This window comes from Pseudobdellovibrionaceae bacterium (assembly GCA_023898385.1).
Taxonomy (GTDB): Bacteria; Bdellovibrionota; Bdellovibrionia; order Bdellovibrionales; family UBA1609.
In genome coordinates, this window is the sequence record CP060220.1 from 2,892,908 (window position 1) to 2,914,916 (window position 22,009).

The window sequence follows — 22,009 nt, forward strand, 5'->3', positions numbered from 1 at the left end:
AGCGCGTTTTTTGTAACATAACAGTTGTCCTACCCAGTTTAGTTGGCGTTTACAAATCCATCACCAGGTTTCCAGCCCGCTCCACACAATTCTCCTGTTTTTAAGGCATTGACCACGCGGAGAATTTCTCCAGCATCTCGCCCGACATTGAGGTTGTGAATGCCCATGTATTGAATATTACCTTCAGGATCAATAACGAATGTACCCCGCGTGGCAATACCCGAATCCTGCAACAAAACGCCATAGTCTCGTGACAGTTGCTTAGTGATATCACCAATGAGTGGATAACCAAGGTCTTTCAAATCGTCTTTAATCCAGCGTGCATGCGAGTGCACAGAGTCCACACTTACACCGATCACTTCGGCACCCGCCTCTTTGAACTTACCCAAGTGATCTCGAAATTGGGTGATTTCAGTGGGGCAAACAAAAGTGAAATCCAGAGGATAAAAAAACAAGACAACCCACTTGCCCTTGTAGTCAGAAAGACTGATATCTTTAAAATCGCCTCCGTCCACAACGGCAGGTGCAGTGAACTGAGGAGCTGGTTGGCCAATGATCGGCATCATAAACTATCCTTTTTGTGCGCAACGTTAATTCGTCTTAAATTAAACTGTGCAAATACGAATATTTGCCACAGAAACGAGAGTGCAGCAAGGTGCGTGTCGACTTATGATGGCGCAGTTGCTAAATAATTGGCGAGATTTCTTAAATCTAAAAGGAGTTGGTTTTGCGAATTGTGTCTTGGAACGTCAATGGAATTAGAGCGTGTGCAAAAAAAGGATTTCATGAGTTTATCGAGGCCCACAATCCTGACCTTTTTTGTATTCAAGAAACTAAAGCCCATCGGAAACAGACAGAAAAAGAGCTGTGGTCACCTGGAGGCCGTTGCAGTTTCTGGTCGGCAGCCGCTCGTCGGGGCTATTCTGGGGTGGCCACGTATTTAAAATCAGAACCTGAATCCGTATCTCGTGGCATTGGTATTCCAAAATTCGATGACGAAGGTCGAATTGTGGTTACAAAGCAACATGGATTTTTACTTTACAACGTGTATTTTCCAAATGGGGGATCCGGTGTAGAGCGGCACATGTTTAAACAAGAATTTCTGCAAAAATTTTTAGTCCACCTAAAAACGCAAATAAATCGAGGTCATGAAATTGTTTTGTGTGGCGATTACAACGTCGCTCACCGGGACATTGATGTGTATGATCCAGAGGGTTTGAGTCAAGAAAGTGGTTTTTTGCCTGAAGAGCGAAAGTGGTTTGATGATTTTTTAGCGGCGGGATTTGTGGATACTTTTCGAAAACTCCACCCTGATGAAAAAGATCGCTATACTTGGTGGTCCTATCGCGAAAAAGCGCGAATAGGTAATCGCGGATGGCGAATTGATTATGTTTCTGTCACGAAGGGTTTGAGCAACAAAATAAAAAGAGCAGAGATCTTGGATGATCAGACAGGGTCGGATCATTGTCCGGTTCTTCTGGAGCTGGATATAAAAGGCGGTTGAATATGTTTGGTTTTTTGCTGTTTATGTTTACTGTGGTGCCGGCTGTTGAACTTTATTTATTAATTCAAGTGGGGCAGGTGATTGGCGCCATTGAAACCCTGGGTATCGTGTTGCTGACAGGCATCGTGGGTGCCTATATGGCTAAGGCACAGGGTTATTTAATTTTGGCTAGGATTCAAAGAGAACTGAGTCAAGGGCAATTGCCCGCAGCCAGCTTGTTGCACGGTTTGTTTTTGTTTGCTGGTGGAGTGTTGTTGGTTACGCCAGGGTTTATTACCGATCTGGCGGGATTACTCATGGTGTTCCCTCTCACGCGCAGCTTATTTGTGATATTCTTGAAACGCTACCTGCAGGCGGCCATGCTGCGAGGAACATTGCGATTTTATTCTTTCCGTTCAGGCTCAACTCGAGTTAACGATGTGGACCAGCCAGAGACATACAGTCACGACGAGCTAGAAGTTATCGATGTCACCCCAAAGCACAAGAAATAAACCAAAGTCAGATCACTGGGGCCGAACAATCAGCAGACCTAGATAAGCCACATAACCCAATAGAAGTAGAGCGCCGCTCAATCGACTCAGGCGAAACCGCCCAATCCAAATCAAAGGAATCACACTCAAGGTGGCCACCGCCATCACAAAAGTATCCGTCGTAACAATTTGCGGGTTCATTTGAAATGGTTTGGCCGTTGCAGCCACGCCGGTTACGCCAAGTGTATTCACCATATTAGAGCCAATTACGTTGGCAATGGCCAAATCATTGCGGCCTCGGTAGGAGGCCACAACGGAAGTGGCAAGTTCGGGTAATCCCGTTCCCACGGAGATGATTGTGATACCGATGATTCTTTCTGAAAGCCCAAATAGATGCCCTAATTGGACTCCACCCTCTAGGGCCAATTGGGCTCCACCAAGGAGTCCAATAAAACCTATGGTGAGGTAGACCACATCAAACTTCCAATTTTTCAGTACGGAGAACTCTTCGTGAACCTCGTCGCTAGTGCTCTTCCGATCTTTCTTGGCCATCATCACTGAATAAAAAATAAATCCATTTAGACCAATAAGAAAAAGACTCCCTTCCCAGCGAGAAAACATATGGTCTTGGGCAAGGAGCAAAAACAAACTGGTGGCCACAACAAGCAGAGGTAAATCCATTCGAACAATGGTTCGTGCCACTGAAAGTGGGCTCAACAGGGCGGCTATTCCTAGAATAGCCAATATATTAAAAATATTTGAACCAACAACGTTACCAACTGCTATATCGGGATTGTTTTTTAATACCGCCATCACACTTGTCAAAAGTTCAGGAGCCGAGGTGCCCGCGGCGACTATCGTCAGGCCAATAACCATTGGACTGATGCGCAGTCGTGAGGCGGCACTGACAGCACCAGCGACCAGGGCTTCGCCTCCGAAAACCAAAACTGCAAAGCCGGCTATGACAAGCCCAATAGCCATTAAGTAACTCAAAACAATTGTCCTAACGCAAAATCCCTATGATCAGAAAAATCGAAAGTGTACAATAAATGGGTCACAGGATTTAATCAACGTCTTCAATAAGGGGTCGTCGTTGTTCACAAAGTTAAGATATGGCGTGTTGGTTAGCGTTTTCATGCCCCAATTGGTTTTTGGGCTATGTGTGACCGCCAACAAGGCCTACCTTAGAAACGGGCCGGGCAAGTCATTTCAGAAAACGTGGACCGTGGGCAAATATACGCCTCTGCTGGAGGTGAACCGCAAGGGTGGTTGGATCGAGGTGCGTGACCAAGACGGTGAAACTCATTGGGTGTTTCGTACTTTAGTATCAGATGGCGATTTGCGCTGTTTGAGTGTGAAGGGAGAGGTGGCTGCGCTTAGACAAGGGCCTGGCAAGGCTTACCCCTTTTCTGATCTACAGACGGTGGATAGATACACATCGTTTAAGATTATGGACATGGATGAAGATGGGAATTGGTACTATGTTGCCGATACATTTGGGCAAAAATTTTGGATTCATCGCTCGTCAGTTTGGAGGCCCGTACGGACCACCAGCGTGAGTTTTTGATGTCCGTTATTGTTTGTTTCACATTGAAACAGCGTAAAACAAAATGTTTTGTTCCGTAAGAAATTGCATTTAAGATCTAATATTGTCCGGACAGACGCTGCGCGCAAGATGCTGAACGGGTTGTTCCTAAAGGGTTGTAAGAGATTTAAGAATATTTCATATTTTTTGTTGCAAACTTATGGGCATTTATGTGTAAATAGTTCAGTTCCAATTTGGAACTATTTCATGCCACGACCTAGCAAGGGGGAAGCTATCATGGCGGAAATCACGAGAGAGCTCGTTGAGCAGTGTAAGCAAAATTTATTAGAGACGAAGGCCGAAATACTTAACCGGTTTCAAAGCGCTCGTCAGGATCTTCATGCGTCAGATGACAGCAAAGGCGGGGACGAAGGTGATCAGACCATGCGAGCTCTTGCTGAGAGTGAGTTTTTGAGCATGAACGAACGACTTCGAAAGCAGTTGGTCGAAATTGAAAGTGCTTTGGCCCGCATTCATAGTGGGACCTACGGAATTTGTGAAGAGACTGAAGAGCCCATAGAGGCCGAACGTCTTTTGGCGATTCCTTGGACTCGTCTCAGTATTGAAGGTGCTGAAATTAGAGAGAGCATAGGGAAACGCTACGCTCGCTAGGCCAATGCGGCTAGTAGAGAGCTTCGGCTTTTTCTTGCTCTTTCATAATGGACTCAATTTCATTGGCCGAATATTTTCGGCCTTTTCCTATTCCAGGGCAAAAACTAGCGACATCTTTGTTCCATGCTTTGGCAGACATGTTTTCAGGCCAAAACGGCCAGGTTCGACATTGGACCGGGCGACCATGGTATATTTCACAGCGAGCGCCGTTGAGAAACATACAGTCTTTTTGTTTGTCACTGGATTTTAGGTGATAGTACCCGTCTGTTTTTTCACAGTACTGGCGGGTGAATGTGGAAGTGGGTAAGTTCAACTCTTTAGCCATTCGTCGACGATCAGACAAAGTCAAATACACATAACCATAAGCCCCACGAGAGGCACAGCACTTGCCGGATCCTTGGCATTCAAATCTCACACCCTCTTTGTACCATTTATCCATGGCTAATCACCGACCATCCACACATTTTCTGCAAGAGCCTGGCTCCAACATTGCCATCCCATTGACTCTCGCCTTGAGGAGCCACCTCTACCAAGTCAAAGCCAATAACTGTGCGACCGCTTTCACCTAACACACTTAACAAATGAACCGCCTGATCAAAACTCAAGCCACCCGGTACCGGAGTTCCAGTGCCAGGGCAAAATTCAGGAGACAGCCCATCAATATCAAAAGAAATATAAACTTGTTGAGGCAATTGGTTGACGATTTCTCGGCACAGCGATGTCCAATTCTCGCCGTCAAACATTTGTTTTTTTAAATCACGATCCAAATATTCCACAACGGCGCTATTGGAGGCTGCATAGTCAGCTTCTTCTTCGCAGTAGTCACGAATGCCCACTTGAACTAATTTTTGCGGTGGCTTTTCAAGTTCCATCACATTTCTCATAATCGATGCGTGGGAATAGGTGAGCCCTTGATAGGCCTTTCGCAAATCCATATGGGCGTCAAAATGCAAAACGCCAAATTGGCCCTCGTAATGCTCGGAGAGGGATTTGATAATTCCGAGACTGACAGAGTGGTCGCCGCCAACCACTGCGGGGATCTTTTTTTGAAGAAGGAGGTTTTTTGTTTCGCTATAAACCCAGTCCACCATTTTCTGGCAGGCTTGATTGATTTCGGTGGTCTGTTTTTCAGTTAAATTCTCAGTAGAGTCTGGTTTCACTGAACGGCCAAGGTCCACAATTTCAGATTTAACGGGCAGCCAATGATATCCCTGTTTGTAGGCATCTTTCACATCGTCATCAAAAAGGTCTAACTGTGGGCTTGCATCAAATATGGCCTCAGGTCCAAGCGCAGTGCCGCCGCCATAAGATGTGGTGACTTCCCAAGGCACGGGTAGAAGCGCCACCCGCGAGCTGTTTAAATCAGTGAAGACTCCCAAAAATCCGAGGTTTTGGCTCATTAAGGTACCGCCTTGTAAGCAATGAATGCCAAGATGATCACAACTGCAACGGCTATCGTGATTTTTTCAAAGTGTTTCTCTAGGCCGTCTCGTATGGACGTGCCAAATTTGTAAAGTAAAGTGGCGATCAACATAAAACGCATGCCACGGCCAAGTATTGATCCAAAAATAAAAGCCATCAGATCCAAATGGGCAACACCGGCAGCAAGAGTGAATACTTTAAATGGAATGGGTGTGAAGCCGGCTAAAAAAATCGCCAAAAAAGCATTGCTGTTAAATTCATTGATTACAAATTGGAATTTTTCTTGATTGAAAACATAGGTATAAAATATTTCTTGGGCGTTCTCCCAGAACATAAACCCCACCGCATACCCCAAAAGGGCACCGATCACAGAAAAGGTTGTGCTCATTGCCCCAAACCACAAGGCCTTTTTGGGCTTCGCGGCACCCATGGCCACAAGCAGGGGATCCACGGGAATGGGAAAAAAGATAGACTCAATAAATGCGATAAAAGCTAGGGCGAATGAGCCTTTCGGATGCTCGGCCCAACCCATGACCCAGTGGTAAAGTTGTTTAAACCACTGAAGAATCTTAAATCGGCTTAAAGAGGAATTCTTCACATCAATACTCTTGTTCATGCTGTAACCTCGAGGTCTTTTTCAGTAGCCGATTCAGGATATAATCCAAACATACTCCCCATTCGATTTCGAAAAGCGACATTTTCGCTGAGGCTCACAAGAATGGCCGTAATCAAAATGGTCAGTGGAATTACCGCAAAAATAATGTCTTGTAGCCACTGGCCATTCGGAACGTAAAATTTTGGCTGCAGTGGTAAGGTAGCAAGCACAGCGCAGGCAAGGCCTCGGGGACCCATAGCCGTAACGACCATGGCGTCCAAACGAGAGAGGTGGTTTTTTCCAAAAAGGATTCGCAACGTCACATAACGGAGGGCAAAAAGCACTAAAGTCACTACGATTGCAATTCCCACGGTGGAAAAGTTCGAGAATTTCACAAGCGTTCCAAGATACAGAAAGAAAAATGTCCGCAGCAAAAAGGTGATTTCAGACAATAAGGTTTGCTCCTGGTAGGACACGGGCTTTTTCGACATCATGTCCTTCATCCATTCTGGGAGCAGTTGCAAATTGGCGAGGGTAAAGCCAAGCACTAAGACGCCGATAGCGCCATTGTGGCCACTGGCTTCAATAAGTCCATATGTCAAAAGAGCAAAGGCTTCACCAGCAAATGCTTTTGGAATCCATTCTGAAAAACGTTTTTTTACAAACGACCACAAAAGGCCAAATCCCAGACCCATAAGGCCCGCCAATACAGTTTTAGGGCCAATTCCAACGATCAATTGCTGTACGCTAAATTGATTTTTAACAATGGACTCCAAGATGACCAAAAAAGTCACAATTGTGAGCACATCAGTAAACGCTGACTCTAAAGAAAGAACAGTTTTAGTGCGATCATTGATGGAAAGGGGTTTGACCATGGGGATAACTATTGCCGATGATGTACTGCCAAGGCCGATCCCTAATAAAAGGCAAAGTCGCCACGATTCAAACGATAGAGCTTTGGCAATCAATGTCACCGTACCCACCACCAATAAAAAACCCAATACAGACAGACCCGCGGCAGGCAAACTCGACGACTTTAAATCGTCAGTACTTAAATGCAGTCCGCCTTCATACAAAATAACAATGAGAGCCACTGTTGCTAACACGGCACCGACTTCGCCAAGGTCTGCCGGAGTTACAAATCCCAATACCGGACCGATCACAAACCCCAGCCCTACAAGCAGAAGTAGGTCTGGAATTTTTGTTTTGATAAAAAACCAATTGAGCACGTGGCCAAGAAAGAACAATGCGGCAAGACTTATTATGACGTGGGCCATAGGGCCTCCTGTAAGTATCGGCTTTTTCGGCAGGTCAGACCACTACTCTGGATCTTCCAGGTAGGTGTATCCCAAAAGTCCCTGTTCGTAGTGATTCATTAAAAGTCGAGCCTCTGGGCGGGTCAAGCGCTGTTCGAGAATCCCTTTTTCGCTGGCCTGTCGAATACGCTCAATAAGATCTGGCCAATGATACTCAACATAACTTAGGACTTCCGAGACGGTGTCGCCGCGCACGACGTGATCGACCTGATACCCAGCTTCAGATAAACCAATATGAACGGCATCCGTGTCTCCAAACAGATTGTGCAGATCGCCCAATGTCTCTTGGTAGGCTCCCGTTAAGAACACCCCGAGGTAGTAGGGCTCATCTTCTTTTAAATCATGCACTTCAAGATAGGTCTGTGGAGTTTCAGGGGTTTCGCTATCAATAAATTGGTCCAGTTTGCCGTCAGAGTCGCAAGTTAGATCGGCAATGGTGGCCCGCCGCCCAGGTTTTTCTCCCAATCTATGGATGGGCATGACGGGAAAAAGCTGGCCCACGGCCCATGCGTCAGGAAGCGATTGAAAAACTGAAAAGTTACAGAAGTAGGTGTCTGTCAGCTCTCCTTGGCACGCCCAATAGATGTCCAAATACTCCTCAATCCCCTCAGCTAATCGGGCCATTTTTGTGCAACTGGCCCAATACAGGTCGTCCGCTTTGGCTCGTTGTTGCAAACTCAATCCACCGTACGTGAACCGCTGATTGGTCTCGAGTTTTTTTTCTACAAGATCGTTGTAGTACTCGTTGATGTTTTCTGTTTTTAAATTGTTGTACATATAAAACAGTTCTCTAACGAGACTGCTGTCTTCTGGCTCCGGGCTAAAATTAGGAGTGGACACCGTGACTTCATTTACCCCCAGGACGTTAAAAACCAACACAGATGAATGGGCGACCAGTGCGCGTCCCGATTCAGAAATGATATTGGGGTGGGGCACTTTTCTTTCTTCACAGATAGATTGAATGATCGAAACAATGTCGTTGGCATATTCTTGTTCGTCGTAGTTGGTGGAGCTTTCACTGTGCCCGGACCCATCGTAGTCCACACCCAGTCCGCCACCCACATCAATGATCGATGGATGTGCCCCTAAAGCATGAAGCTCTGTGAACAAGCGGGCAGCCTCTTTTGCCGAGGATTTGATCGATTGAATAGAGGGGATTTGTGATCCAATGTGAAAATGCAGAAGCTTGAGGGCATCAATTAAACCTTCATTTTTTAAGGTCTCGATGCCTTTGACCATTTCAGAGGGGGTCAGGCCAAATTTAGAACGAGCGCCACTTGATTCCATCCATTTGCCGGCGCCTTGAGAGTTGAGTTTGGTTCGAAATCCTATTTGGGGTTTAATTCCAAACTTTTTTGACGCCTCGATAATTAAACCCAGCTCGGCCATGCGGTCGACCACGATGATCGTGTTTCGCCCCAGCTTTTGTGACAATAAGGCGGTTTCAATGTACTCCACATCCTTAAAACCATTACACACGATGTAGGCTTCCGGGGCCACTTTAAACGCCAGTGCCACAAGCAACTCGGGCTTACTCCCACACTCGAGTCCCAAATTGTGTTCGAAACCGTATTCAACGAGTTCTTCAAGGAGATGTTGTTGTTGGTTCACTTTAATGGGGTACACCCCAGCATAGGAGCCCTGGTATTCATATTCTTTGATGGCGTTGTTAAAACAATTAGCGAGTAGCTCGACACGTTTTTTTACGATATCCGAAAATCGCAAAAGAATGGGTGGTCTAATGCCTCGTTCCCGCAAATCACCGATGAGCTGGTACAGGTCTAACTTTGGCGAGTCTTTCCCTAGGCCAACTTGCACATTGCCGTCAGCATTTATAGAAAAATAGTCTTCACCCCAGGTTTCAATACCGTAAAGAGTAGAACTTTCTTCAGGAGACCAGCTCATAGTTTATTTGTCCTTTCGTCGTCCACTTTTGGCTCGAAAATGTCAGACAATAATATTCAAAATTCGGCCCGGCTTGTATATTACTTTCCGAATGGATTTGTCACCTATTGCGTTATTTACCGTGGCTATTTCTAGAGCTTTTTCTACGGCCCCGTTTTCTGGGGTTTGTTCGGTCACTTCGATGGTTCCGCGCATCTTACCGTTAACTTGAACTCCCATGGTGATGACATCGTCTTTGGCGAGGGAAGGGTCAAATTTTGGCCACGGAGCCAACGACACCAGGCCTTTGCCGCCAAGGCGTTGCCAAATCTCTTCGCTCAAATGAGGGGCAAAAGGCATTAAAAGCTGGCTGAGTCCCAATAAAAGGCCCTTATCGTTGGATTTATGCCTGTACATGTCATTTATAAATATCATCATGGCGCTAATAGCGGTGTTGAAGCTCAGATTTTCAATGTCTTCAGTCACTTTTTTTACGGTTTTATGATAGCTGCGCATCAGCTCCATCGGGACTGCGCCAGAGGCTTTTGCCAAAATGGCACCATCGTCACCCACGCACAGACGCCATATTCTATCAAGAAATCGGCGAACCCCTTCAATGCCGTTGGGGTCCCAGATTTTGTCTTTCTCAAAGGGGCCAATAAAATTAATGTAGGTTCGGGCAGCATCGGCGCCGTATTTTTCGCGAACATCGTCGGGGTTAATCACATTGCCCCGCGATTTAGACATGCGCTGGCCATCAGTGCCCATGACAACACCCTGGTGGGCTAACTTCGAAAAGGGCTCTTTGTGCTGGGTGAGTCCGGCGTCAAAGAGGACCCTTTGCCAAAATCGGGAATAAAGAAGGTGACCCACTGTGTGTTCTGCACCTCCAATGTAGAGGTCCACGGGCATCCAATAGTCCTCGGCTTCTTTTGAAAACGCAGCGCTATCGTTATGTGGATCCGTGTATCTTAGAAAATACCAAGAAGACCCCGCCGAACCAGGCATGGTATCGGTGTCTCTTCGTCCTTTTTCTCCAGTGATTGAGTTTGTGTATTCCACAAAATTTTTGACTCGCGCCAAAGGTGGCTCGCCCTCTTCCGTAGGTTCATAGTCGGCCACCTCAGGGAGTGTGACGGGCAATTCACTATCGGGTACGGGTCGTGTCGAACCATCTTCGTAGTGAACCACCGGAAAGGGTTCACCCCAGTATCGTTGACGACTAAACAACCAATCTCGCAATTTGTATTGTATGTCTTCGCTTCCCCATTGATTTTTTTCTAAATGTTTAATCATGGCATCAATGGCCTCAGATTTAGTTAATTTATTAAGGAAATCTGAGTTCACCAAGTGGCCATCGCCATCAAAGGGTAAGTCCTCATCACTAGCAATAACTCGTTTGATCGGAAGTTTAAACTGAGTTGCAAAATCAAAATCGCGAGTGTCATGGGCGGGAACCGCCATAATGGCGCCCGTGCCGTAATCCATAAGGACATAGTCTGCTATCCAAATAGGAATTTTTTCACCGTTAACAGGATTGATTCCGTAGGCACCAGTAAATACTCCCGTCTTGGTTTCAGCTGCTTTTCTGTCGAGCTCACTTTTTCTTTCTGTTTGTTCCACATAGGCCTCAACAGTGGCTTTTTGCGCGGCAGTTGTAATCTCTTGCACAAAAGGATGCTCCGGCGCCAACACCATAAATGTGGCTCCAAACAGAGTATCTGGTCGAGTTGTGAACACCGTGACCGACTTATCAAAGCCGTCAATGTTAAACCGCACCTGGGCACCACGACTTCGGCCAATCCAGTTGCGTTGGCCTTCTTTTGTGGCATTGGGCCAATTGATTTCGTCAAGGCCTTCTAGCAGTTTGTCGGCGTATTCAGTGATTTTCAGCATCCACTGTTTCATCGGTTTTCGAATAACAGGATGGCCGCCTCGCTCGCTTTTGCCATCAACGACTTCTTCGTTAGCCAAAACAGTGCGGAGTGCAGGGCACCAGTTTACAGGGACTTCTTTTTGATAGGCTAAGCCCCGTTCAAACAACATCAAAAATATTTTTTGAGTCCATTTATAATAGGCTGGATCACAGGTTGACACCTCACGGTCCCAATCAAAGCTGTATCCATACTGCTGTAGTTGGCGTCGAAAATTGGCAATGGCCTCATTGGTGGTGACAGCAGGATGTACGCCTGTTTGAATGGCATATTGTTCTGCAGGCAAACCAAAAGCATCGTAACCAAAAGGATGTAAAACGTTAAAGCCCTGGGCTCGCTTAAAGCGCGCGACCACATCGGTAGGAGTATAAGAGGCCAAATGCCCAATGTGAAGACCGACTCCAGACGGGTAGGGAAACATATCAAGGACATAGTATTTCGGTTTAGACCTGTCGACTTCAGATCGAAAGGATTTTTCATCTAACCAACGTTGCTGCCATTTCCTATCAATTTCCTCGTGCAAGTACGCCATATTTCCTCAAATCTCGCAGTCTTTACCGGTGCATTGTTTCGTGTGAGTGGGCTGACTAGGGGTATCTTTTTGCCGGGTTTCCCTCGCGGGAACATTGGCATTGGACACGTGAACTCCTCTCGACTTCGGGATAGTCGATCCCAGAAGCCCAGTCAACCAGGGCTCCTGGCCGATTCCAGCCCAGGCCTTCGTTTTAACTGTACAATTTTTCCTCTACAGGGTTGCGGTGGCAAGCTACAATGTTGAAATGGGTGAGAAAAATGAAAACAAACACCGGCATTTGCTTTTGGTGGATGATGATCCGGATTTTACTCGGTTAGTGAAGCTGGCGCTGGAGAACGAAGGGTACACAGTGACCGCTGTGAATTCAGGCGAGAAGGCTCTTGCTGCCATGACCAGCCAGCGCCCCCACCTGGTTCTGCTTGATGTGAACATGCCCGGCATCAACGGGCTAGAGACGCTGCGTTTTTTGCGCAACAGTTCAGAGTATATTAGCGCCCTGTTTGTCTCAGCGCGATCAGAGGAAGAGGATGTAATTCGAGGGCTGGATGCGGGAGCTGACGATTATATCTGTAAACCGGTCCGTCCTAAGGAGCTTTTGTCCCGGGTGCGCGCCCATTTGCGCATTAAAGATATCCGTGATGAATTGAAGCGAGCTAATAGTCGCCTCAAAGAATTGGTCGACATTGACGACTTAACGGGCTTGTACAATATGCGAAGCCTCTACGACAAGTTAGATAATGAACTTCGCCGGGCCCAGCGCTATGGCCGTTCCGTTTGCGCTATCATGATGGATATGGATCACTTCAAGTCCGTGAACGATGAGAATGATCATTTGTTTGGAAGTTTTGTCTTGAAAGAGGTGGGGCAGATCATAAAGGACAATGTGAGACAAATCGACATTGCGGCTCGATATGGCGGAGATGAATTTTTAGTTGTGCTCACCGAAATAGAATTAGAGGGTGCATTGGCTTTTGCGGAGCGCCTCAGGCAATCCATCGGCGGCCACGACTTTTCAAATGACGGATACCATCGTTCGATGTCTTCCAGTATTGGTTTAGCCCTGTCTGAACGAGGATCATCTCATGTAGACGCTCGCACTCTTGTGCGCTATGCTGACCGAGCCTTATACGATGCTAAAGAGGCGGGGCGAAATTGCGTGCGCTATCGGTTGGTGGGAGACAGTTCAGACCAAAACAGATCTGAAAGACCAACGATTCCTTGGCGTAAAAATAAACCTGCCTAAACACCGGTGCCCAGGGGCACCGATGAAGGGTGGGAATCCATGCAGAGTCAATTGCAGTCAGGTCTTCATGTTTTTCAGCTTAAAAATTTCAATTTAGAAACGTTAACCATTAAAAGTCAGGCCCTTAAGGGCAATCCGTGGAACGACTCCGTTGTTCGCCACAATCCTGTTTTGGCTCCTAAAAGCAAACCGCCTCGGGACGGGTATCCTGTGGTATTAGTATTGGCCGGATTCACCGGCAACGGGCCCAAATATTTTGGGTTGCGGACTTTTGAAGCAAATTTTCCCCAAGAACTGGATCAATGCGTGTCAGAAAATAGGGCGCCATTGGCGCTCTACGTATTTGTTGATGCCATGACCTTTTGGGGAGGATCTCAGTTTTTAAATAGTGATGGTATGGGTCGATATGAAGATTATGTGGTCAAAGAGCTTTGTCAGGCGATTTCAGAGAAATATCCCGCAGAACAGCTAGGAAAACGTTGGTGCGTCATGGGCGGGTCCAGTGGAGGGTACGGGGCTTTGCATTTAGCCAGTAAGTATCCAGAGAAGTTTTCCACAATGGCGGCCGTGGCCCCAGACAGTTTTTTTTCGATGAGTCTTTTGCCCGAATTTTATGTGGCAACACCAACCCTACAAAGTTTTGGAGGCCTTTCGGCGATCAAAAAATCTCTAAGTGAAGGCGAATTTCATCAACGCAGGGACGCCCACTCCACCCTCAATGCCATTGCCATGGGACTTTGTTATGTCCCTCGACCAGGAAAATCAAGCGAGCCGCTTTGGCCCATAGATAAAGAATCTGGGGAGTTGATCACTTCAGTTTGGAAAAAATACCTGTCTCATGACCCAATATTTTTTCTAAAAAATAGACGAAAAAAGGTGGCCAAAATAAAAAACATTTACTTAGATGTGGGTGCCTTTGACCAATTTCACTTGCAGTTTGGTACTCGTCAAATTAGGGAGACTCTAGTCAATCAGGGCTTAAAAATAGCCTATAGTGAGTTTAAGGGTAACCACTTTGACATTGGATCGCGACGTCCACCCATATGGTCTTGGCTAAAAAAGGTGTGGAAAAAATAAGGGAGATATATGGGAGTCATCTCAGCAACGCTTTCGCCCAAGGAAAAGAAAAACAGAACCACTGCGGCCGTGCTGTCGTTGATAGTGGGAATACTGTTGATGCTCGTAAAATTTTGGGCCCACAATATGACAAAATCACAGGCGATTTTTTCTGACGCTCTAGAAAGTATTGTGAACGTCACCGCAGCAGGCTTGGCTTTTTTAGTGATGTACTATTCGGCTCGTCCGGCGGATGAAGATCATCCTTACGGCCATGGGAAAGTGGAGTTTTTCTCAGCGGCATTTGAAGGTGGATTGATTACTTTTGCCGGCGTATTTATTGTCATTGAGTCTTTGCAGGCTTTTCTGGCTGGATCAACCTTGCATCGCTTGTCTGAGGGCCTTTATATCGTGGCGGCCGCAGGTGTTGCTAACTTGCTTCTTGGTCTTTTTTTATTGCGGACGGCAAAGCGAAACAGTTCTGTGGCACTACGGGCTAGTGGACATCATGTCATTTCGGATTTTTGGACGAGCGTTGGGATTATTTTAGGTCTTATTGTCGTGAAATTTACAGAGATTTTTTGGCTGGATCCGGTGATTGCGGCCCTTGTTGGTTTATCGCTTTCTTATCAAGGTTTTAAATTGGTACGCTCTTCGGCAGGTGGTTTGCTTGATGAAGAAGATCCGGAGGCTATGCAACAGTTGGTTGAAATTTTCTCGAAATATTCAACTGGCGGAATTATTCAAATACACAATGTGAAAATGATAAGATCAGGATGGTACCATCATATTGATGCTCACGTCGTATTGCCTGAATTTTGGAATACAAACGATGTGCATGAAAACCTATTGGCTTTTGAGAACAAGGTCATTGCAAATTATGAGTATGGAGGCGAGATGAATTTTCACGCTGATCCCTGTCGTCGGGCCTATTGCCGGGTGTGCGACCTCAAAGACTGCCCTGTTCGTAAAGAAGCCTTTCAAGAAAGAATGGCTGTTAGCATTGAGCAGTTGCGCTCAAAAGATGAACCTGACGAATTCAGAAAGAAGAAGATTCAATAGCCGCCGGCGGCGCCCTCGCCTCGAGAGTCAAATGCGGCATCGAGAATACCGGAGTCATTTAACAAAACTCCGTACACTCGTGAGTTCCAACTCTCTTCAACTTCGTGACCTTTTTTCTTTAAACCATCAATAGTTTCAGGTGCGAACCGATAAGTGTCGACAAATAATTTGTGCGGGAGAAACTGGTGATGAACACGGGGGGCCTGAATCGCCCAATCGAGGTTAAATCCACTGACCAACACGCGGTAGATGGCCTGAAACACACCGCTGATAATTCGAGGTCCGCCCGGTGCGCCAATGGCCAGTTTAACTTGGTTATTTTTCACCACAAAGCTTGGGCTCATTGAACTAAGAGGTCGTTTTCCTGGTTCTACGACATTGCCCTTTCCCTGCACCAATCCATACATATTGGGTTCATCTGGGCGGGTAGTAAAATCGTCCATCTCATTATTGAGCGCAATGCCAAAGCGTGGACTCACTAGGCCAGACCCATAACTTCCGTTAAGTGTGACCGTCAGCGATACGGCATGGCCTTTGGCATCCAAAACTGAAAAGTGAGTGGTTTCGTCAGATTCTTTCCATTCGCCATCGGCTAAGGGTTTGATTGACTCTGTTTTATCCAGATCAATGGATTTGGCCATTTTGTTCAAATAGGCATCAGACACCAAGAACTCTAGGGGATTTTGGTGAAAATCGGGATCGCCCAACAACGATCGTCCGCGAAAGCTGCGACTGAGTATCTCTCCAAGCAGATGAAGCTCATTCACGCTCAAGGGTTTTTGTTTGGTGACATCCACTCGCTTGACGAGTTCCAGAGCCGATTGAATGACAATGCCACCACTGCTCGGCGGGGGCATGAGATAAACTTCATAACCTTGAAAATCAGCTTTAAGTGGCTTTAACCACCGTACTTTATAATTTTTTAGATCTTTTAACGACAGCACTCCACCTGATTGTTTCACAGCCTCCACCATGTCCTGTGCGATGGGGCCAGAATAAAACGATAAAATATTTCGATGTCGCATTTGCTTAAGGGCATCGGCTAGGCCTGGTTGTCGGAGGGTTTCACCGGGGCGGTAGGGTTTTCCTTTTTTGTTAAAAAAATGTTTTCGTCCAAAATCGTTAAACCGAGTTTCGTTGCTGTTGGTTTTTTGTACCCATTCACCAGATACGCGAAAGCCTTTTTGTGCCAAGAGCAACGGTTCTCGATAAAGTTCACTCCACTTGAGCTTTCCATATTTTTTGTGCATGGCCCAAAGCCCGGCCGGCACGCCCGGTACGCCTACAGCGTGTCCGCCATTGATCGATGCGTCTTTTGGTTTGTCCAAATAATATTTGGGGTGCGTGCCTATGGGTGCCATTTCACGAAAATCTAAAACCTCCACATCTTTTCCCACTTTGATCATGGCAAAGCCTCCGCCGCCAAGCGAAGCATAGTAAGGGCTGGTGACGGCCAGTGTAAGCCCTACGGCCACAGCCACATCGACGACATTTCCGCCCTTGGCCGCGACCTTTTGGCCGACTTCTACGGCGTATTTTGAGGGGGCGGCGATCATCATATGGGAGCCGGATTCAGGTATCGCCAACAGCGCCGGCGAAGAGAAAATAAGAAGGATAACAATGAGGGTATTGAATAAATTTTTCACAATATTAAACCTTTCATCGGGGCATCTGCGGCTAACAGTGGATTAACACGGTAATGAAGGCCCATCAATAGGAGGATGCAGATGGGTGTACACCGTAAATTGCGTCCGCTCGGAGAATCTGCTATCCAAGCGCAATGGAACAATTAATTGAAAATATTGGCGTTTGCCGTACAGCCGATTTACCGAACCCGACTTATTACGTTGATGCCCTCACCGGTGAATTTTCAAGCTGGGCTTATTGTGAAGAAAAGTCACCCACCTATCGGGGTCAGTGGCGCTCTGAGGTGTTTCAGGTTTCGGACTCCCATCCATTGGATCTAGAGATTGGGACCGGCAATGGCTATCACTTTGCCCACTATGCGAAAAATCATCCTGAGCGCAGTTTTATCGGTATCGAAAAGAAATATAAGCCGTTAATTCAGGCTATACGCCGTGCCCTTAATGAGGGATGCGATAACGCCAGGATTCTACGTTATAATGCCAATTATTTGAGTCACCTTTTTGAAAAAGGTGAACTCAACGACGTGCATATTCATTTTCCGGACCCGTGGCTTAAAAAGCGGCAGAAAAAGCATCGCTTAATCCAGGAGAGTTTTCTAAAGACCTTGCATGAGCTGCAGCGGCCAGGTTCTAAAGTAGAATTCAAAACAGACAGTCGAGATTATTTTGACTGGGCGGTAGAACGATTTCAAAAGAGTCCATATCAAATCACTCGATTGACTTATGATCTGCATGGGTCCGAATTTCAAAAAGAAAATTTCGTGACCCACTTTGAACAGATCTTTTTGCAGCAAGGATTGCCCATTCATTACGCTCAGCTTCAGCGCTGACGAAGTTCACAAGCTTTATTCTCAAGCGCTTGCGCCAAGAGGCCGGTGGAGACTTGCTGTAGGTTGGCATTTCTCGACCATACCCGCTGAGCTTCGGAAAACGCCGAGAACGAGCTCAATAGAAGGGTATTTTGATTGTCTAAGGGTGAAAGAATCATATGTTCGGCCCTCACTTGATGGGGAGTCGCGATTTCAAAGAGGTATGCCATCTCAAAATCTTGCGCCGAAGGTTGGTATTGGTAGGTGAACTTGCACTGGAGTTGAATCTCGCCCGTAACAGCTAAGACGAGAGAGGATTGTGGCTCCACTCGTAAAATTTGATTTCCTATGACGGTGCCTCCACTGACAGAGTAAGGATGTTGAAGATCTAAAGTGTGTTTATACACTTCAGTGGCTAGAGCAAATCCAGTGCGAGGTTTGCTGAGTGCGGTAATGCGGGTCATTAGTGCCGATGGCCCGAGTATTCTTAAATACACAGGAAAACCATTCGGATTGCCTATAGTAGTTCTGATTTCCGGCAGAGCATGCCATCTGGTAGTTGCATATCCTTGTTCGGCCCCCGTGGTTTGTTGAATCGTGATTTCAGGCTTATACATTAAGATAGAAAATAGAGGCGATGTGGCAATCACCTGACCAAGATCAGAGTGCCCTAGAAGGCGACAGACACGAAGCGGTTCGCGATCCGGTGGCGTGGGTTGACTCAGCTGACTCCAGTCAAAGGCCACCAGCGGAATCACTTCTTTGTTGTAAGGTCGCAAAGATGACTGCATCTGATCACAATGGAGAGAAAATGAGTCCACAGTCGATATTGAATTAATCGCATTAATTTTGTGAACGTCATCTTTTAATATGGGTGTTTCGCCCATGGCCTCAATGCCATTTTTCAAGATGAGATGGTTAGACGAAGTGAGGTTCACAACATTTAACTCAAATGTGTCAAAAGAGTGGGTGGAACCATCTTCTCTTTGGGCTTTAAATGTGAACTGGCAACGAGAAGTCTTGTTTCGATTTTGGGGTAAAAACAGTTCTGGTGGAAGTATTTCCCGAACAGAAATGGTTTTTGTGGGGGGTAGTTGCAGATTGAACTGAACTTCAGTGGTGTTATTCAATTGGCATCGATTTTTGATTTCAAGCTGAAAAAAATCTTCCGGTAGGTATGGAAAACTAATGCGGTAGTCGGGATCAAGCGAAAGATTGGGGTTGTCATTGAGTTCGGTAAAATCAAGAGCATCCCCCTCTTGACTGACCAATTCAGGTTCAGGAACGGTCCAGGTATTTTGTTCGCGGGGTTTATGAACTTCCTGAACACAAGAAATGAGTCCAAGACTTAGGATAATAGCAGCATAGTACACGACATATTTAATTTTTAGCATCTGATAGCCTCCTGAAGCGCTATCTCAGCAAGGCTTGTGCCAGGTAAAAGCGTTTTGTTTGCAGAAAATTCACATTGAAGATAAAGAGTCCTTACAAACACCGAAAGTAGCCGATGGGAGAATTAGAGTTTTTTAGGTAAAGGCATTTGGGCTATTCAAAAAGTTTGAAGGAGAAAAGTTTTGGTGGATAGAGTAGCAGTTTTGGGAGCCAGTCGTGGTCTAGGGCTCGAGGTATTTAATATAGCTAAGCAGAAGTTGGGGGCCGAACAAGTGCAGGGATTTGCCCGGACTATGGGGGCTAACGGTCACATCGCCGATTTTTCTAAGGTGGAAGCCCAAGATTTTGTAATTCAGCGATTGAAGGCCTTTTCGCCAACAAAAATTTTTTACTGTGCTGGAGGCGGCCCTTTTGGCAAATATGAGAATAAGCAATGGAAAGACCATCTCTGGACCTTTCAGGTGAATTTTTTGTTTCCCGCACGGGTGTTGCACTGGGTGTTGGCAGAATCCCCGGTGAAACAGTTTGTGTGTGTGGGATCGGCTATTGCAGAATCTTCTCCGGACCCCAATGCGGCCAGCTATGCCGCTTCCAAACATGCTTTGAGAGGACTCATTTCTTCCGTGATCGCGGAGTCTCCAGAAAAAGATGTGAGGCTTTTTAGTCCGGGCTACATGGACACACCCTTATTGCCGCCAAATGCTTGGCCGCGTCACTCAGGTAGGCCCCTGGCCTTGGCCGCAGAAGTGGCACAAAGACTATGGCAGTGGGCATCAGTTGATGCCGATCCGGCGTTGAAGATATATAGAGAAGAAGCTTAGACGATATCGATTTTGTTGATCGTGACCCTATGAACTTGAGTGAGGAGTGAGTTGTGGAGAACACAGTGGAGAATGTTATAATTTTGGGTTCTGGCCCTGCCGGATTAACTTCAGCCATCTATACGGCACGGGCTAACTTAAAGCCGCTTATGATTGAGGGTGACGAGGTGGGGGGCCAATTAATGACCACCACGGATGTTGAGAACTATCCAGGATTTCCTGAGGGTGTGATGGGTCCAGAACTTATGGATGTCACAAGAAAACAGGCGGAAAGATTTGGCACTCGGTTTATCAGTCGTAACGCTACAAAAGTGGATTTTAGTACTCGTCCATTTAAGGTTTGGGTGGGAGATGACCTTTATCAAGCTCATTCAATTATTATTTCCACAGGGGCCTCGGCTAAATATTTGGGCCTGCCAAATGAAAAGCGGCTGTTGGGTCGAGGTGTCTCTGCCTGTGCCACCTGCGACGGGGCGTTTTTTCGCGACCTCAATGTGTGCATCATTGGCGGCGGCGATACAGCGATGGAAGAAGCCTTGTTTCTTACACGATTTGCAAAAAAAGTATGGGTCATTCATCGTAGGGGTGAATTCAGAGCATCGAAAATCATGGCGGAGCGAGTGCTAGGACACGAAAAGATTGAAGTCATGTGGCATTCTCAATTGGCAGATGTTTTGGGAGATGACCTTGTGAAGGCCATTTCAGTAGAAAATGTAGAAACCGGTGAAAAGACAGAGCTACCCATGGACGGAGTGTTCATAGCCATTGGCCACAAGCCGAACACAGATATTTTTAAAGGCCAGCTTGAATTGAATGAAGTGGGCTATATTAATACAAAAAATAAGTCCACCTATACATCTGTTGATGGGGTGTTTGCCGCAGGAGATGTGCAAGACCATGTTTACCGACAGGCCATCACCGCCGCCGGAACCGGTTGTATGGCGGCCATTGATGCTGAAAGATGGCTTGAAAACCAACAACACTCATAGAATGCGATGACTGAATATGGTTAAAAAACCCACATTGGATACCCGAGATCTACTCAATAAAATAGAGCGACTGACTCAGGAGCGAATGTCCCAGGAAGAGGTTGTTTCGTTAGCTGAATATCGGAGCTTAAAGAATCAGGTGGAGCCTCCGTCCATATTGGTGATTGAAGACGACGAGACCATGCGAAAATCACTTCGCCGGATTTTTGAATCAGAAGGTTACCGGGTAACCACAGCGGCGGATGGAACCCAGTTGAGCCAAGTGTTGGACGTGGCACCGATAGATTTGATTGTACTTGATGTGGGTTTGCCATGGATCAATGGATTTGAACTAGCAAAACTCATGAAAGAACACGATCAACTGAAGCACTTGCCCCTCGTTTTCGTTTCTGGGCGAAGTTCAGAGGAAGATGTGAAAAAAGGTTTCGAGTTAGGTGCTGATGACTATATTAAAAAACCTTTCGATATTGAAAAGATCAAAAAGTCGATCAGCACCTTGTTGAAGTTACACTCGTAGTTGAGGGCCTTGGTTATTGGCCGGTAAACTCTGAAAGTTCAAGATCTAGGGCAAAGGTACGTTGTTCGTCTGATTCCACTTGATGAATCTTGATGAGCGCAAAAGGAGCCAGTCCGATCCAATAAAAACCAGAAATTTGGCTTTGAGAAGAAAAACCCGCGGGTTTAACACCGAACTGAGCCATGCCATTTTCCTCGATGGGAAATTTGCATGTGTCATAAGTGCCAGCAGGAACTTTGATTGATTCTTTAACGCCACCTTGTTGTTCGCAAACGGCGAGAATCATCTGAACTAAGCTGTTGTCTGGCAAATCTTTACGTTTTTTCCATTCAGACTCGTCGCTGGCTAGGGTGTCTTCAATGAAAAACTGCGAAGTCAGAAGCATTTCTTCCCCATCCCCTTTTTGTTCGACCAATTGCTGCTGGAGTTTCGCAGGAAAGGGTTCGCCATTAACAGCAATGGTGCCGGTTAAAATGGCCTGATCACCCATTTCTGGAAAACCATAGCTTTGAGCAGAAAAAACAATTGAAAAAATAAATAACGCTAGTGACTTCATATTTCCCCCTTTAATGGATTTTTTAGGTCCATCTGATTTAATGAACACAAACGTTAGCCAA

General features: G+C 46.3%; 22 protein-coding genes. 11 read left to right on the plus strand and 11 right to left on the minus strand.

Annotated elements, in window-relative coordinates; genetic code table 11:
- Positions 1 to 38: 38 nt before the first annotated feature.
- Positions 39 to 563: a peroxiredoxin gene (locus H6626_13325; GenBank protein ID USN49041.1), complete on the minus strand. Its 525-nt coding sequence runs from the start codon at positions 561 to 563 to the stop codon at positions 39 to 41.
- Between the two features lie 164 nt (positions 564 to 727).
- On the opposite strand from H6626_13325, the gene xth reads away from it, so the two are divergent.
- Together xth and H6626_13335 are read left to right on the plus strand one after the other, a co-directional pair.
- Positions 728 to 1,504 (plus strand): exodeoxyribonuclease III, encoded by a 777-nt coding sequence (xth, locus tag H6626_13330; protein ID USN47153.1) that lies wholly within the window; start codon positions 728 to 730, stop codon positions 1,502 to 1,504.
- 2 nt (positions 1,505 to 1,506) lie between these two features.
- Positions 1,507 to 1,995: an FxsA family protein gene (locus tag H6626_13335; protein ID USN47154.1), complete on the plus strand. Its 489-nt coding sequence runs from the start codon at positions 1,507 to 1,509 to the stop codon at positions 1,993 to 1,995.
- 12 nt (positions 1,996 to 2,007) lie between these two features.
- Here the strand turns inward: H6626_13335 and H6626_13340 are convergent, their stop codons facing one another.
- Positions 2,008 to 2,967 carry a calcium/sodium antiporter gene (locus H6626_13340; GenBank protein USN47155.1) on the minus strand — a complete coding sequence of 320 codons (960 nt, stop codon included), beginning with the start codon at positions 2,965 to 2,967 and terminating at the stop codon, positions 2,008 to 2,010.
- 100 nt (positions 2,968 to 3,067) lie between these two features.
- Between H6626_13340 and H6626_13345 the strand changes: the two genes are divergently transcribed.
- Both H6626_13345 and H6626_13350 read left to right on the plus strand, forming a co-directional pair.
- The gene (locus H6626_13345; GenBank protein ID USN47156.1) at positions 3,068 to 3,541 is read left to right on the plus strand and encodes a hypothetical protein; all 474 of its coding nucleotides are present in this window, start codon (positions 3,068 to 3,070) and stop codon (positions 3,539 to 3,541) included.
- Between the two features lie 225 nt (positions 3,542 to 3,766).
- Complete coding sequence (locus H6626_13350; GenBank protein ID USN47157.1) at positions 3,767 to 4,171, plus strand: TraR/DksA family transcriptional regulator; 405 nt, start codon at positions 3,767 to 3,769, stop codon at positions 4,169 to 4,171.
- Positions 4,172 to 4,181: 10 nt separating this feature from the next.
- Here the strand turns inward: H6626_13350 and H6626_13355 are convergent, their stop codons facing one another.
- Genes H6626_13355 through H6626_13380 form a run of 6 tightly spaced genes read right to left on the minus strand, consistent with a single transcriptional unit; the run spans position 4,182 to position 11,854 of the window.
- On the minus strand, positions 4,182 to 4,610 hold the full coding sequence (locus H6626_13355; GenBank protein ID USN47158.1) for a YkgJ family cysteine cluster protein: 429 nt from the start codon (positions 4,608 to 4,610) through the stop codon (positions 4,182 to 4,184).
- On the minus strand, positions 4,603 to 5,571 hold the full coding sequence (gene speB / locus H6626_13360) for an agmatinase (GenBank protein ID USN47159.1): 969 nt from the start codon (positions 5,569 to 5,571) through the stop codon (positions 4,603 to 4,605). Before speB ends, H6626_13355 begins: the two co-directional genes overlap by 8 nt.
- Positions 5,571 to 6,209 carry a DedA family protein gene (locus tag H6626_13365; protein USN47160.1) on the minus strand — a complete coding sequence of 213 codons (639 nt, stop codon included), beginning with the start codon at positions 6,207 to 6,209 and terminating at the stop codon, positions 5,571 to 5,573. Before H6626_13365 ends, speB begins: the two co-directional genes overlap by 1 nt.
- Positions 6,206 to 7,465 (minus strand): cation:proton antiporter, encoded by a 1,260-nt coding sequence (locus tag H6626_13370; GenBank protein USN47161.1) that lies wholly within the window; start codon positions 7,463 to 7,465, stop codon positions 6,206 to 6,208. Before H6626_13370 ends, H6626_13365 begins: the two co-directional genes overlap by 4 nt.
- A gap of 42 nt (positions 7,466 to 7,507) precedes the next feature.
- Entirely contained in the window at positions 7,508 to 9,409 is a 1,902-nt protein-coding gene (speA, locus tag H6626_13375) for a biosynthetic arginine decarboxylase (GenBank protein ID USN47162.1), read from the minus strand.
- Positions 9,410 to 9,451: 42 nt separating this feature from the next.
- Entirely contained in the window at positions 9,452 to 11,854 is a 2,403-nt protein-coding gene (locus H6626_13380; GenBank protein ID USN47163.1) for a leucine--tRNA ligase, read from the minus strand.
- Positions 11,855 to 12,080: 226 nt separating this feature from the next.
- Here H6626_13380 and H6626_13385 point away from each other — a divergent pair, with 226 nt between their 5' ends.
- From H6626_13385 to H6626_13395, 3 genes are read left to right on the plus strand one after another with little or no spacing between them, the layout of a single operon-like run.
- On the plus strand, positions 12,081 to 13,100 hold the full coding sequence (locus H6626_13385) for a diguanylate cyclase (GenBank protein USN47164.1): 1,020 nt from the start codon (positions 12,081 to 12,083) through the stop codon (positions 13,098 to 13,100).
- A 39-nt stretch (positions 13,101 to 13,139) separates the two neighbouring features.
- A complete protein-coding gene (locus H6626_13390; GenBank protein USN47165.1) occupies positions 13,140 to 14,177 on the plus strand; it encodes an enterochelin esterase in 1,038 nt (345 codons plus the stop codon).
- Between the two features lie 9 nt (positions 14,178 to 14,186).
- Entirely contained in the window at positions 14,187 to 15,218 is a 1,032-nt protein-coding gene (locus tag H6626_13395; GenBank protein ID USN47166.1) for a cation transporter, read from the plus strand.
- On the opposite strand, the gene ggt is transcribed toward H6626_13395, so the two are convergent.
- Positions 15,212 to 16,864 (minus strand): gamma-glutamyltransferase, encoded by a 1,653-nt coding sequence (gene ggt / locus H6626_13400; GenBank protein ID USN47167.1) that lies wholly within the window; start codon positions 16,862 to 16,864, stop codon positions 15,212 to 15,214. The genes H6626_13395 and ggt overlap by 7 nt on opposite strands.
- 134 nt (positions 16,865 to 16,998) lie before the next feature.
- On the opposite strand from ggt, the gene trmB reads away from it, so the two are divergent.
- Positions 16,999 to 17,694 carry a tRNA (guanosine(46)-N7)-methyltransferase TrmB gene (gene trmB, locus H6626_13405; protein USN47168.1) on the plus strand — a complete coding sequence of 232 codons (696 nt, stop codon included), beginning with the start codon at positions 16,999 to 17,001 and terminating at the stop codon, positions 17,692 to 17,694.
- Here trmB and H6626_13410 read toward each other — a convergent pair.
- Entirely contained in the window at positions 17,685 to 19,067 is a 1,383-nt protein-coding gene (locus H6626_13410; protein ID USN47169.1) for a hypothetical protein, read from the minus strand. The two genes, trmB and H6626_13410, sit on opposite strands and share 10 nt — an antisense overlap.
- Before the next feature lie 183 nt (positions 19,068 to 19,250).
- Here H6626_13410 and H6626_13415 point away from each other — a divergent pair, with 183 nt between their 5' ends.
- The 3 genes from H6626_13415 to H6626_13425 are packed head-to-tail and all read left to right on the plus strand — an operon-like array spanning position 19,251 to position 21,392.
- On the plus strand, positions 19,251 to 19,886 hold the full coding sequence (locus H6626_13415) for an SDR family oxidoreductase (GenBank protein USN47170.1): 636 nt from the start codon (positions 19,251 to 19,253) through the stop codon (positions 19,884 to 19,886).
- A gap of 53 nt (positions 19,887 to 19,939) precedes the next feature.
- Complete coding sequence (gene trxB, locus H6626_13420) at positions 19,940 to 20,875, plus strand: thioredoxin-disulfide reductase (protein USN47171.1); 936 nt, start codon at positions 19,940 to 19,942, stop codon at positions 20,873 to 20,875.
- A gap of 16 nt (positions 20,876 to 20,891) precedes the next feature.
- A complete protein-coding gene (locus tag H6626_13425; GenBank protein ID USN47172.1) occupies positions 20,892 to 21,392 on the plus strand; it encodes a response regulator in 501 nt (166 codons plus the stop codon).
- A 13-nt stretch (positions 21,393 to 21,405) separates the two neighbouring features.
- Here H6626_13425 and H6626_13430 read toward each other — a convergent pair whose 3' ends face one another.
- Positions 21,406 to 21,948: a hypothetical protein gene (locus H6626_13430; protein USN47173.1), complete on the minus strand. Its 543-nt coding sequence runs from the start codon at positions 21,946 to 21,948 to the stop codon at positions 21,406 to 21,408.
- Positions 21,949 to 22,009 lie beyond the last annotated feature (61 nt).

What these genes read in the sequence shown, in the direction of transcription:
- speA (USN47162.1), bottom strand. Translation starts at nt 9,409, where the DNA reads ATGAGCTGGTCTCCTGAAGAAAGTTCTACTCTTTACGGTATTGAAACC.
- H6626_13410 (USN47169.1), bottom strand. Translation starts at nt 19,067, where the DNA reads ATGCTAAAAATTAAATATGTCGTGTACTATGCTGCTATTATCCTAAGT.
- H6626_13395 (USN47166.1), top strand. Translation starts at nt 14,187, where the DNA reads ATGGGAGTCATCTCAGCAACGCTTTCGCCCAAGGAAAAGAAAAACAGA.
- H6626_13355 (USN47158.1), bottom strand. Translation starts at nt 4,610, where the DNA reads ATGGATAAATGGTACAAAGAGGGTGTGAGATTTGAATGCCAAGGATCC.
- H6626_13325 (USN49041.1), bottom strand. Translation starts at nt 563, where the DNA reads ATGCCGATCATTGGCCAACCAGCTCCTCAGTTCACTGCACCTGCCGTT.
- H6626_13380 (USN47163.1), bottom strand. Translation starts at nt 11,854, where the DNA reads ATGGCGTACTTGCACGAGGAAATTGATAGGAAATGGCAGCAACGTTGG.
- speB (USN47159.1), bottom strand. Translation starts at nt 5,571, where the DNA reads ATGAGCCAAAACCTCGGATTTTTGGGAGTCTTCACTGATTTAAACAGC.
- H6626_13430 (USN47173.1), bottom strand. Translation starts at nt 21,948, where the DNA reads ATGAAGTCACTAGCGTTATTTATTTTTTCAATTGTTTTTTCTGCTCAA.
- H6626_13365 (USN47160.1), bottom strand. Translation starts at nt 6,209, where the DNA reads ATGAACAAGAGTATTGATGTGAAGAATTCCTCTTTAAGCCGATTTAAG.
- H6626_13350 (USN47157.1), top strand. Translation starts at nt 3,767, where the DNA reads ATGCCACGACCTAGCAAGGGGGAAGCTATCATGGCGGAAATCACGAGA.
- H6626_13335 (USN47154.1), top strand. Translation starts at nt 1,507, where the DNA reads ATGTTTGGTTTTTTGCTGTTTATGTTTACTGTGGTGCCGGCTGTTGAA.
- H6626_13390 (USN47165.1), top strand. Translation starts at nt 13,140, where the DNA reads ATGCAGAGTCAATTGCAGTCAGGTCTTCATGTTTTTCAGCTTAAAAAT.
- trmB (USN47168.1), top strand. Translation starts at nt 16,999, where the DNA reads ATGGAACAATTAATTGAAAATATTGGCGTTTGCCGTACAGCCGATTTA.
- H6626_13425 (USN47172.1), top strand. Translation starts at nt 20,892, where the DNA reads ATGGTTAAAAAACCCACATTGGATACCCGAGATCTACTCAATAAAATA.
- H6626_13370 (USN47161.1), bottom strand. Translation starts at nt 7,465, where the DNA reads ATGGCCCACGTCATAATAAGTCTTGCCGCATTGTTCTTTCTTGGCCAC.